Source organism: Hansschlegelia plantiphila (genome assembly GCF_027922265.1).
Taxonomy (GTDB): Bacteria; Pseudomonadota; Alphaproteobacteria; order Rhizobiales; family Methylopilaceae; genus Methylopila; species Methylopila plantiphila.
In genome coordinates, this window is the sequence record NZ_BSFI01000002.1 from 42,547 (window position 1) to 54,322 (window position 11,776).

Below are 11,776 nucleotides of genomic sequence, written 5' to 3' on the forward strand. Positions count from 1 at the left end.
GGGTCCGGCCGATTTTCTATGGAGCACGCCATGGCCTTCCTCGCCGACGCGCTGTCGCGCGTAAAGCCGTCCGCCACCATCGCCGTCAGCCAGAAGGCGCGCGAGCTGAAGGCCGCCGGGCGCGACATCATCGGTCTCGGGGCGGGCGAGCCGGACTTCGACACGCCGCAGAACATCAAGGACGCCGCGATCGACGCGATCCGCCGCGGCGAGACCAAGTATCCGCCGGTCGCCGGCATCGCGCCGCTGCGTGAGGCGATCGCGCAGAAGTTCAAGCGCGAGAACGGGCTCGACTACAAGCCGTCGCAGACGATCGTCGCGACCGGCGGGAAGCAGATCCTCTACAACGCCTTCGTCGCGACGCTGAATCCTGGCGACGAGGTGATCGTGCCGGCGCCCTATTGGGTGAGCTATCCCGAGATGGTGGCGTTGAACGGCGGAACGCCCGTCATCGTCGACACCCGGCAGGAGGACGGCTTCAAGCTCCGCGCGGAAGCGCTCGACGCGGCGATCACTCCGAAGACGAAGTGGGTTCTGCTGAACTCGCCGTCGAACCCGTCGGGGGCGGCCTATGCGCGCGACGAGATCAAGGCGCTGACGGACGTGCTGCTGAGGCATCCGCATGTCTGGGTCCTCACCGACGACATGTACGAGCACCTCGTGTTCGGGGGCTTCCAGTTCACCACCCCCGCGCAGGTCGAGCCGGGGCTGTATGACCGCACGCTCACGATGAACGGGGTCTCCAAGGCGTACTGCATGACGGGCTGGCGCATCGGCTACGCGGCGGGACCGGACGCGCTCATCAAGGCGATGGAGATGGTGCAGGGGCAGCAGACCTCGGGCGCCTGCACGATCGCGCAATGGGCGGCGCTCGAGGCGCTGTCGGGGCCGCAGGACTTCCTGCCGGGCTTCCGCGAGGCCTTCGAGCGCCGACGCGACCTCGTCGTCTCGATGCTGAACCAGGCGAGCGGATTGAACTGCCCGAAGCCCGAGGGCGCGTTCTACGTGTATCCCTCGTGCGCCGGAACGATCGGCAAGACGGCGCCGACCGGCAGAACGATCGCGACCGACGAGGACTTCGTCAGCGAGTTGCTGGAGAGCGAAGGGGTCGCGGTTGTGCACGGCTCGGCCTTCGGTCTCGGGCCGAACTTCCGGATCTCCTACGCGGCCGCCGACGAGACGCTGGAAGAGGCGTGCCGCCGTATCCAGCGGTTCTGCGGATCGCTGCGCTGAAGCTCAGGGTTGCGTCGAACGAAAGTCCAGATTGGGGCGTTTCCTGAACCCGGGGACGAATCGGAGAGCCTTTCCATGCATTCATTCCTTAAGGCCACGCTCCTCGCCACGGGTTGCCTCGCTTCGGGCGCCGCGCTTGCCGCGGACATCGCGCATCCCTCCGTCACCGTCACCCGGCGCTATACGCCGGTCTCCGGCTATCAGGTCGGCACGCTCCGTTGCGAGACGGCGAGCTCTATCGGCTACGTCGTCGGCTCGCGCCGCGACGTGTCCTGCGTCTACCGGCCGGCCGCCGGCCGCAACGCGGTCGACCTCTACATGGGCCACGTCAACAAGATCGGCGTCGACGTGGGCGCGCAAGGGCCGGGCGTGATGGCCTGGGCGGTGATCGCCCATTCCGACGATCTCGGGCCGGGCGATCTCGCCGGCAAGTATCGCGGCGCCTCGGCGAGCGCCGCGGCGCTGATCGGGGCCGGCGCGAGCCTGCTGGTCGGCGGCTCCGCCGCGACGATCTCGCTCCAGCCCCTCAGCGTCGAAGGCCAGACGGGGCTTTCCGTCACCGCCGGCTATTCGTCGCTGACGCTCGATCCAATCTGAGACCTCCGCTCTCGCCATCGTGAGCAGTCTTCCGGCCGGGGGCGTAACCTCCGGCCGTTTTCATGCGTACCTCCCTCGATACGTCTTCGAGCCAAGGAGCGACGCCCATGCTGATCAGACGCACCCCATCCTGGGCGATTCCGGAATCGGAGGCGACGCCCGAGCATGTCGCGATGAACCGCCGGCTCTTCATGGGCGCACTCGCCGGGGCCGCCGCCTTCGCGCCCGGCGCGGCGAAGGCCGAATGGTTCGGCTTCGGAAAGAAGGCGCCGCCCCCGCAGGCGCCGGACCCGTCCGCCGGCCTTTACCCCTTCAAGCGGAGCGGCGCTTACAAGCTTGATCGCGGGATCACGCCCGAGAGCATCAACCTCGGCTATAACAACTATTATGAGTTCGGCACGTCGAAATCGATCGCCGAAGACGCTCAGGCGCTCCCGATCCGGCCGTGGACGATCAAGATCTCCGGTATGGTCGAGCAGCCGCGCGAGGTCGCGATCGACGACCTGATGAAGCAGCTGCCGCTCGAGGAGCGGCTCTACCGCCACCGCTGCGTCGAGGCGTGGTCGATGGCGCTGCCGTGGTCGGGGATCCCGATGAAGGACTTCGTGGCCTTCGCGAAACCCCTGTCGTCCGCGAAATACGTGGTGATGAAGACCTTCCTGAACCCGGACGTCGCCGAAGGGCAGGCGAGCCCGCTGTTCGACTGGCCCTATACGGAGGGGTTGACCATCGCCGAGGCGACCAGCGAGCTCGCGTTTCTGGCGACCGGCGCCTATGGAAAGCCGCTCGCGAGGCAGATGGGCGCGCCGATCCGTCTGGTCGTGCCGTGGAAGTACGGCTTCAAGTCCGTGAAGGCGATCGTCAGCGTCGAGTTCACCGACAAGCGTCCGGCGACCCTCTGGGCCGTGGCCGGTCCCGGCGAATATGGCTTTTGGGCGAACGTGAATCCGGAGGTCGCGCATCCCCGCTGGAGTCAGGCCTCGGAGAAGCTCATCGGCACAGGCGAGAGCCGTCCGACGCAGCTGTTCAATGGCTACGCCGAGCAGGTCGCCAGCCTCTACAAGGACATCAAGGGCGAGCAGCTCTACCGCTGACGGAACACGCGTGATGCGCGCGCGCCGCACCTAGCGACGCTTCGGCGGCCATGGCGGTATCACCGTTGAGGCGAACCCCTTCGCTATGCGAGTTTGGACATAAGAAAACTCTCATAAGCGGCGGGGCGGATGCGGGGGCGTGTGGGTGTTCGGGCGGGCGCGCTTGCTCTTGTCCTCACGGCGGCGCTTGGCGGCGCGGGGCTGGCCGCGGAGGACGACGAGGCCGGCCCGTCGATCCTTGACCACGTCCCGGCCTTCGCTGGCGTCGCCGCGGCGCGCGACACGCTCGCCGATCGTGGCGTGCGGTTCTCCGCTTTCTACTTCTCCGACCCGCGCGCGAACCTGTCCGGCGGCGTGAAGCGGGGGACGACCTATAGCGGGCTGCTGTCCCTTGCAGTCGATCTCGACGCGGAAAAACTGGTCGGGATCGAGGGCGGTCGCCTCCACGCCAACATGTTCCAGATCCACGGCCGCGACGTCTCCGAGCGTTATGTCGGAAACTTCATGTCGGCTGACGACATCGGCGCGCGGCCGTCCACCCGTCTGTTCGAGCTTTGGTACGAGCAGAAATTCTCCGAGCAGGTCGCGATCCGCGCCGGTCAGATGGCGATCGACGTCGAGTTCATCACCAGCGACTACGGCGAAGCCTTCATCGATGCGACCTTCGGATGGGCCGGACCGCCCTCGGAGAACCTGCCGGCTGGGGGTCCGGCCTATCCGCTGGCGACGCCCGGCGTGCGCCTCAAGCTCGATCCGAACGAGAACCTCTCGATCCTGGCGGCCGTGTTCAACGGCTACCCCTCCGGCAAGGGCGAGGGCGACCCGGAGACGCGCAACCGGCACGGGCTCAACTTCGAGATCGGCGACCCGCCGCTGGCGATCGTCGAGGGACAGTACCGTTACAACCAGGGCGAGGACGCCGCAGGCCTGCCGGGGACGATCAAGCTCGGCGGCTACATGCATTTCGGCCGGTTCGACGACGTCGAGCGCGGCTCGGACGGGCTGGTGCTGGGCTCGCCCGGCTCGAACGACCACCCGCGCCGCCATCGCTCCAATGTCAACGTCTACGGCGTCGTCGACCAACAGGTCTGGCGCCTGCCCGGCGGGACCGATGAACAGGGCGTTGGGGTTTTCGCCCGCGCCATCCTCGGCCCTTCGGACCGCAACGCCGTCGACCTCTATTTCGACGGCGGCGTGGTCGCGACGGGGATTCTGCCCGGTCGGCCGAGGGATGTCGTCGGCCTCGCCGCGGCCTACGCCAACTTCTCCCCGGGCCTGCTTAAAGCCGACCGGGCGGCGAACGCCGCGATCGGCTACGGGCGCCGGCCGCACGGCTTCGAAGCGGTCATTGAGGCGACCTACCGCGCGGAGATCGTCCCGGGCCTCACCGTGCAGCCGACGGCGCAGTACGTCGTCAATCCCGGCGCCAGCGTGATCGACGCCGAAGAGGGCGCCGCCCGCCGCTTGCCTGACGCGACCGTGTTCGGGGTCGCGACGATCGTTCGATTCTGAGCGCATCGCACCGCAAAGCGGCGGCCGGCGCGGCTCTGATCTCGGCGAGCTCCTCGCCTCAGGGCGCCCATCGCAGGAACCCCAGCCCCGCCGGCGCGTTCCCCTGTCCCAAGGGAACAGTGAAGCGGAAAATTTCCGCCGGAGGATACGCATGACCAATCCCGACGCCCGCATCCGTCGTGTCGCGCTGACCGCGCTGATCGCCGCGGCTTTCGCGGCGGGTCCCGCGCTCGCGCAGAGCACGACAGTCATCACCGAGGATCCGCCCTCCACCACCACAGAGTCCAAGACGACCGTGAAGACGCATGAGACCGACGAGGGCACGGTCGAGAAGCGCAAGACGATCACCAAGAATTCCGATGGCGGCGTCGACAAGCAGACCACGACGACGCACGTCGAGGAGCCGGCGCCGAGTTCGACGACGGTGATCCAGACTCGCTAAGGCCGTACGTCGCCCCCGTCCTGTCTCTTGACGGGACGGATGGGCGTTGGCGGGATTAACGCAGGCCGCTCGGCCGAGATGACCGGGGGCGGCGTGCGCGCCCCCGCGCCGTCGCACCGGCAGCTTTATACGAACACCCCCGCTCAGTCCGTTTCCGCCGCCGGATTCCCGACGGCGGCGACCGCGTTGCGGCGCGGCGCTTAGCCGACAAGCCGGTTTTGTTTCGCAACCCACATAATTTTTGCGCGCTCGATTAAACCGAATAGTAGTGGTCGCATGACAGGTTTGAACGGCCCGGCTGGCGGGCGGGGAGGTACGCGTTGACGTCCGCGCGCATCATGAAGGCGGCCCTGCTCGCTCTGGCCTATTTCGTAATCGCCTATGCGACGGTCGTCTTCGGACGGGCGCATGGCGTGGCCGCCGTCATCTGGCCCGCGAACGCGCTCGCCCTCGGGGCGCTGATTCTGCTGAAGCGGGTCGATGGCTGGCCGGAGATCGTCCTGATCGGCGCCGCGAACGCGCTCGCCCACTGGATGGTCGGCGACGGGATCGCGCCTTCGGCTGCGCTGGGATTGGCGAACGGGCTTTGCGTCGGTGTGACCGCTCTGCTGATGCGGCTGGGCGGAATTTCGCAGGACGAGCCGACGCGCACCCGCACGGTGCTCGGGCTGTTCTTCGTTTCGGTCGTCGGGCCGATCCCCGCCGCCGTCGTCGGCGGGGTCGCGCTCACTTCGGCGTTCAACGAGGGCCCTGACGCGATCGGCCGGTTCATCTGGTCGTGGTGGCTTCTGGACTCGGTCAACTTCCTGCTCCTGCTGCCGCCCTTCCTGTTCTGGCGAAGCCGCGAGCAGCGGCGCGCCGCCGCCGAGTTCCGCCGCCGTTCGCACACCGAGCCGTCGACCGCGCGGCGCGCAATCGAACTCGCGGCCGCGAGCGTCACTCTGACGGCCGCCGGCCTGCTGGTGCCGATTACCGGCCAGCTCTGGCTGATCGAGGTCTCGGCCACGGCGCTGCTGTGGTTCGCGCTGCGGTTTGGCATGTTCTACACGGCGGCTACGGCAGCCGTATTCTCTGTATGCGTGGTGGCCGCCGCGCTCGCGGGCTTCTGGCCAGGAGCCGCCGACCATGGGCACGCCGGGGTCCTGCTGTCACTGCAGGCGATGCTCGCCCTCACCACGCTGCCCGGGCTGTTGGTCGCCGCGATCGCCTCGCAGCGCGAACGGTCGCGCCGCGCGCTCTTTGAGAACGCGACCCGGCTGTCCTACGCGCTCGAGGGCGCCAATGACGGGTTGTGGGACTGGAACTTGAGCTCAGGCGAGAGCTTCTTCAGCCAGCGAGCCTGCCGCATGTTCGGCCATGGCGCCGAGGAGTTCCCGGAGGTCGCGCACTGGGACTCCATCATGCACGAGGACGATCGCGGCCTCGCGAAGGCCGCCTTCGACGCACACGTGCGCGGCGAAACCGAGTTCTACGAGGCGGAGGTGCGCTGCCGCCACAAGGACGGCCATTGGGTCTGGGTGCTCGACCGCGGCAAGGTGGTGGAGCGCGACGCCGAGGGCGTGGCTCTCCGCGCAGTCGGCACCTACACCGACATCTCCGAGCGCAAGCGGCTCGAGAGCGCGCTGGAGCACCTCGCCAACCACGACGCGCTGACCGGACTAGCCAATCGCGCGGTGTTCGAACGCGACCTCGAAAAGGCCGGGGCCCGGCTCGACCGGCAGGGCGGGCGGCTCGCAGTGCTGCTGATCGACGTCGACCACTTCAAGGCGGTGAACGACACCTTCGGCCACGCCGCCGGCGACGCGCTGCTGATCGCGATCGGGATGCGGCTGAAGGCGACCGCCCGCATCGGCGACGTCGCCGCACGGCTGGGCGGCGACGAATTCGCGGTGATCGCGACCGGTCATAGCGCGGCGGAGTTCGACGCGCTTGCCGAACGCGTCAACGTCGCGCTGTCGGAGCCGTTCGAAGGCGCCGGCCATTCGCTGCGCCCGACGGTGTCGATCGGGGTCGCGGTCGCGACCTCGGGCGGCCAGGCCGGCGACGAGCTCGTCGCCCGCGCCGACCGCGCGCTCTACGCCGCCAAGAGCGCCGGCCGTGGCACGTGGCGGTTCTTCGGAGGCGCAGCAGGCAAGGTTGTCGCCTGAAAGGTCAGGCGCGGCCTCAAATATCAGGCGACGAAGCCCAGCACCTCGACGCCGAGCCCTGCGTCCTCCAGCCGCTCCACCGCGGCGGTGAAGTAGGGTTCGTCCGCGGGCGCGGCCACGATCAGCACGCCATAGGGCTCTCCGCCCGCCGCTCCCAGCGAGCCCGCGACGATGCCGAGATCGAAGCCGAGCTCGCGCGCGACGTTGGTCAGCACGGGCTTGGTGGCCGCCGGTCCCTCGAAGGCGAGGCGGACCAGCGCCCGGCCGCCGGCGGAGGGCGTGTCGGAAAGCTTGTCGACGATGAAGGGCGGAAGCACCGCGCCGGTCGCCGCGGCCGCGAAGCGCCGGGTCACGGCGTGCGCCGGATGGGCGAAGATCTTCGCGGTCGCGCCCTGTTCGACGATGCGTCCGGCGTCGAGCACCAGGACGCGCGAGGCCAGCGCCGTGACCGCCGTCATGTCGTGGGTGATCAGCAGGATCGACACGCCGGTCTGCGCATTGACCCGCGAAAGCGCCGCGAGGAACGTCTCCTCGATCTCGGGATCGAGCGCCGACGTCGCCTCGTCGAGGATCAGCAGCCGCGGCTCCGCCGCAAGCGCGCAGGCGAGAGCCGCCTTCCGTCGAGCCCCGTCCGACAGTTCGTCGGCGTAGCGGTCTGCGTCGTCCCCGATCTCGAGCAGGTCGAGCAGCCGGTCGATCTTGCGGACGGCGTCATAGGTCGCGCCAAGCGTGCGCTCGCGCCGTTCGGTGACGATCTCGCGAACGGGCCGGGAATGCGGCAGATCGGGCCGCGACCCGAGCAGGGCGATATCGCGGCGTCCGCCGCCCGCGCCGATCTCAGCGCCGTCGATCGCGATGACGCCTGCGCTCGGCTGTTCAATCCCGGCGGCGAGCGACGCGAACGCCGACTTGCCTGAGGCCGCGGAGCCGATCAAGGCGAGCACTTCGCCGGAGGCGAGCTCGAATGAGACGCCATCGAGCGCAATCCGCTCACGGCCGTCGCGCGAGCGATAGGCCTTATGGACGTTGGCGAAAGCCAGCAGCGAGCCGGAAATTGCCGGGGGATGCGCAAGGCGCAGCGGAGCGTTCATGGCGAACTCCGGAGTAACGACTTCAAATAGGCCCAAAGGGCGGGACGACGCGAAACGACGCGGCGCGGACGGCGCCGGTTCAGGAGGAGCTTTGACAGCTCTGACGTTTCGATACGTTCGCCATCGGCGTCGCTTCCGGTTAAGCCGCGACGCGTTTGGCGACGCGCCGGATCATCGTCCAGCGGTGCGACGCCGTAATGACGACGGCGCGGCAAGATCGGGTCCACTTGACGATCTGAAATTCGTTCGTTCGATCGAACGTGTCAACCCCATCGAAGGTTGGTTCGGCCATGCTTGGAGCCGTTCCCGGAGATGTGCTTGATGTTGAATTGGAGCACATCTTATTAATCTGCGAGACAGTTGTGACGTGTGCGCTGCACCCGTCGTGCTGGCGATCAAATCGTTCTAAAGAAAGAACGCCGCGCCGTGGCTTCCCTGAATTCCGTCTATGCGAACCTGCCCGTCACCATCTTCGAGGCGGTGTCCCAACTTTGCCGCGAAACCGGCGCGATCAATCTCGGTCAGGGCTTTCCGGACGATCCCGGGCCGGAGGATGTGCGCCGCAAGGCGGCCGAGGCGGTTCTCGACGGCTGGAGCCAGTATCCGCCGATGATGGGCCTGCCTGCGCTGCGCCGGGCGGTCGCCTCGCATTATGGGCGCTGGCAGGGCGTCGCGCTCGATCCGGAGACGGAGGTGATGGTCACCTCCGGCGCGACCGAGGCGATCGCCGGCGCGCTGCTGGCGCTGATCGAACCCGGCGACGAGGTCGTGCTGCTGCAACCGCTCTACGACGCCTATCTGCCTCTCGTGCTGCGCGCGGGCGGGACGCCGCGTTTCGTCAGCCTGAAGCCCCCGCACTGGCGGCTGGACGAGCACGCGCTGCGCGCGGCCATCGGCCCCAAGACCAAAGCTCTGCTGTTCAACAATCCCCTCAACCCGGCGGGCGCGGTCTATGGCGCCAAGGATCTCGAGACGCTCGCCCGCGCGCTCGAAGGCTCCGACGCGCTGGTGGTGGCGGACGAGGTCTGGGAGCACGTCACCTTCGACGGGCGGGCGCATGTGTCGGCGCTGTCGGTCGAAGGACTCGCCCACCGCACGGTGAAGATCGGTTCGGCCGGCAAGATTTTCGGCATGACCGGCTGGAAGGTCGGCTTTGTCTGCGCGCCGCCGGGGATCCTGAAGATTCTGGCCAAGGCTCACCAGTTCCTCACATTCACGACGCCCCCGAGCCTGCAGGAGGCGGTCGCCTATGGGCTCGCCAAGGAAGCCGGCTGGTTCAAAGCCATGCGCGACGGCCTGCAGGCGAAGCGAGACCGGTTCTCCGACGGCCTCCGCGCAGCCGGCTTCTCGCCGCTGCCGAGCGCCGGCACCTATTTCCTGAATGTCGACCTGGCGCCGCTTGGCGTCGCCGACGACCTGGCCTTCTGCGAGCGGCTGATCCGTGAGGCGGGCGTCGCCGCCATCCCGGTGTCGAGCTTCTACGCCGAGGACAAGGTGACGACGATCGCGCGCTTCTGCTTCGCCAAGCACGACTCGACGCTGGACGACGCGTTGGCCCGGCTGGCGGCGTTCGGCGGACGGGGAGGATAGGGTTTCGGCTTTACAGGTAAAAAATCCTACTATATAGATTTTCGATCCTATAATGGTCCGGAGCCAGCTCATGTCCCGCCAGTCCAGCCTCGACCGCCTTCCCGACGGATCGGCGAAGCTGCTGGCCCGGATCGTGGCGGCGGGCGCCGAGGGACTTGTCGCATCGAACGCAGCGGCGGCTGCGGCGCTTCTGTCGCGCGGACTGGCGACCAAGAGGGCCGACGGCCGTCTCGTCGCGACCGATGACGGCCGCGCCCGCGCCGCCCGGACGGCTGGCGGCGAGCATGGATTTCTCGCCCAGCACCGGACGCTCGGGCTTCGGGCGGCGCCCGGCGGCGGGCCGGCGACGCTGGTCGATCTCGACGAAAGCCCGCTCGCCTGGCTCGCGCGCCGCAAGGGCAGGGACGGTCAACCGCTGCTCCAGCCGCACGAGGTGCTGGCCGGCGAGCGCCTGCGCGCCGACTTCACCCGCGGGCAGATGTCGCCGCGGGTGACGGCGAACTGGGAGGCTTCGATTTCGCGCGGCAAACGCGGCGCAGGCGGCGCGGGCCTCGACTTCGCCGACGCCGTGGTCGCAGCCCGCGCCCGCGTCGGCCGCGCGCTGGAGGCGGTCGGTCCGGAGCTGTCGGGGGCGCTGGTCGACGTCTGCTGCTTCCTCAAGGGCCTGGAGGAGGTCGAACGCGACCGCCGATGGCCGGCCCGCGGCGCCAAGCTGGTGCTTGGCCTCGCGCTCGCCCGCCTCGCCCGCCACTACGGCTATGGCGAGGCGGCGCCGCGGGCCGAGGGACGGATCGTCGCCTGGGGAACGCCGGACAGCAGACCGGAGATCGACGGGGAGTGACCCGCCGAAGCTATAGGCGAGGAAGACCCTCACCCGGGCCTTCGGCCCGACCTCTCTGTGGGGAGAGGTGAAGACCAGCGAAGCGAGCGGGCGACGGGGGCGCCCTTCACCGAAGCGAGCGCTCAGGCCTCCCCCGCCGTCGACAGCTCGCCCCGCGCGGCGGAGGCGGCCTCGCGTTTGATGCGCTCGACCATGGCGCGAAGGCCGTTGGAGCGCTGGGGGGTGAGGTGCTCGCGAAGGCGGATGCGGTCGAACACTTCGCCGGCGTCGGTGGCGAGGATCGTCCTCGCGCTGCGGCCGGAGTAGAGCGCGATCGTGATCGCGACCAGCCCTTTCACCAGATGCGCGTCGCTGTCTCCCCGGAACGACAGCACGGGGTCGGGTCCGTCGCCGACGCTCGTCTCAAGCCATACTTGGCTGGTGCAGCCATTGACCTTGTTCGCAGGCGAATGGGCCTCTGCGGGAAGCGGTTCGAGATCGCGGCCGAGTTCGATGAGGAAGCGGATCCGCTCCTCCCAGTCGTCGATGAACTCGAAGCCCTCGATGATTTCGTCGATCTTCATCGCAACCGCCTCTCCGCGCGACACGGGAGGTAGTGCGGGAACGCGCGCGCAGCAAAGGAAAAAGCTTCGGCCGGGCGGCCTCAGGCCTGGCGGCCGGGACCTCGCCAGGCGGGCTTGCGGTCGGAGGCGTTGAGGGTGTCGCGTCCGGACGGAGCGGCGGTCGTCGAGACCTGCTTCGCCTTTGCGGTCTCGGGCTTGGAGGCGAGGTAGCCCTGCAGCATCGAGCCGGCGGCGCCGGCGCGCTCGCCGACGAGCTTCAGCGCCTCGCCGCCGACTGCGCAGGCGTCCGGCTGGCGGGAGCAGAACCCGCTGACGTCAGAGACGGTGGCGCCTGCGGCGGCCAGCGCCGACATTGCGTCGATCGACGCCTTCTCGTCGACGCTCGGGCCCTCGCCGCGGCCGCCTCCGAGCGGGAGCACCAGCAGCAGGACCGACACCCAGAAGGCCGTGCGCAGCAGGAAGAACATATCGAACGCCTCTTTCTCTCGGGCCCCGCGCTCGTCCGAGCGGCGGCGTTTCCTGGCCCCATGCAGACGACGCTAGCATCGGCGGGCTAAATCCGGCTGAAGCTTCGCCGCGCAAATCTCATGATCGGTTTCATTCATTTGAAAGGAGATGAAAAGATTTCGTAAAGTCTTGAGGCGATGGCGCGGCGCGGGTGAAAGG

At 68.6% G+C, this 11,776-nt stretch carries 11 protein-coding genes; 8 read left to right on the forward strand and 3 right to left on the reverse strand.

Annotated elements, in window-relative coordinates; translation table 11 throughout:
- Nucleotides 1–30 precede the first annotated feature (30 nt).
- From PKE75_RS01630 to PKE75_RS01655, 6 genes are all read left to right on the forward strand, one after another.
- Nucleotides 31–1,233: a pyridoxal phosphate-dependent aminotransferase gene (locus PKE75_RS01630; RefSeq protein WP_271166948.1), complete on the forward strand. Its 1,203-nt coding sequence runs from the start codon at nt 31–33 to the stop codon at nt 1,231–1,233.
- Between the two features lie 75 nt (nt 1,234–1,308).
- The gene (locus tag PKE75_RS01635) at nt 1,309–1,830 is read left to right on the forward strand and encodes a DUF992 domain-containing protein (protein WP_271166949.1); all 522 of its coding nucleotides are present in this window, start codon (nt 1,309–1,311) and stop codon (nt 1,828–1,830) included.
- 107 nt (nt 1,831–1,937) lie between these two features.
- Entirely contained in the window at nt 1,938–2,924 is a 987-nt protein-coding gene (gene msrP / locus PKE75_RS01640; protein ID WP_271166950.1) for a protein-methionine-sulfoxide reductase catalytic subunit MsrP, read from the forward strand.
- A gap of 141 nt (nt 2,925–3,065) precedes the next feature.
- Nucleotides 3,066–4,436, forward strand: a complete 1,371-nt coding sequence (locus tag PKE75_RS01645) for a carbohydrate porin (RefSeq protein WP_271166951.1) — start codon at nt 3,066–3,068, stop codon at nt 4,434–4,436.
- Between the two features lie 151 nt (nt 4,437–4,587).
- Nucleotides 4,588–4,878 carry a hypothetical protein gene (locus PKE75_RS01650; RefSeq protein WP_271166952.1) on the forward strand — a complete coding sequence of 97 codons (291 nt, stop codon included), beginning with the start codon at nt 4,588–4,590 and terminating at the stop codon, nt 4,876–4,878.
- A gap of 320 nt (nt 4,879–5,198) precedes the next feature.
- A complete protein-coding gene (locus tag PKE75_RS01655) occupies nt 5,199–7,025 on the forward strand; it encodes a sensor domain-containing diguanylate cyclase (RefSeq protein WP_271166953.1) in 1,827 nt (608 codons plus the stop codon).
- Between the two features lie 23 nt (nt 7,026–7,048).
- Here the strand turns inward: PKE75_RS01655 and PKE75_RS01660 are convergent, their stop codons facing one another.
- Entirely contained in the window at nt 7,049–8,116 is a 1,068-nt protein-coding gene (locus tag PKE75_RS01660; protein ID WP_271166954.1) for an ATP-binding cassette domain-containing protein, read from the reverse strand.
- Between the two features lie 435 nt (nt 8,117–8,551).
- Here PKE75_RS01660 and PKE75_RS01665 point away from each other — a divergent pair, with 435 nt between their 5' ends.
- Together PKE75_RS01665 and PKE75_RS01670 are read left to right on the forward strand one after the other, a co-directional pair.
- Nucleotides 8,552–9,706, forward strand: coding sequence for an aminotransferase (locus PKE75_RS01665; RefSeq protein WP_271167251.1), 1,155 nt, complete (start codon nt 8,552–8,554; stop codon nt 9,704–9,706).
- 70 nt (nt 9,707–9,776) lie between these two features.
- A complete protein-coding gene (locus tag PKE75_RS01670) occupies nt 9,777–10,547 on the forward strand; it encodes a DUF6456 domain-containing protein (RefSeq protein ID WP_271166955.1) in 771 nt (256 codons plus the stop codon).
- A gap of 122 nt (nt 10,548–10,669) precedes the next feature.
- Here the strand turns inward: PKE75_RS01670 and PKE75_RS01675 are convergent, their stop codons facing one another.
- Both PKE75_RS01675 and PKE75_RS01680 read right to left on the reverse strand, forming a co-directional pair.
- Nucleotides 10,670–11,110 (reverse strand): SufE family protein, encoded by a 441-nt coding sequence (locus PKE75_RS01675; RefSeq protein ID WP_271166956.1) that lies wholly within the window; start codon nt 11,108–11,110, stop codon nt 10,670–10,672.
- A gap of 80 nt (nt 11,111–11,190) precedes the next feature.
- Nucleotides 11,191–11,577, reverse strand: a complete 387-nt coding sequence (locus PKE75_RS01680) for a DUF5330 domain-containing protein (RefSeq protein WP_271166957.1) — start codon at nt 11,575–11,577, stop codon at nt 11,191–11,193.
- Between the last annotated feature and the right edge of the window lie 199 nt (nt 11,578–11,776).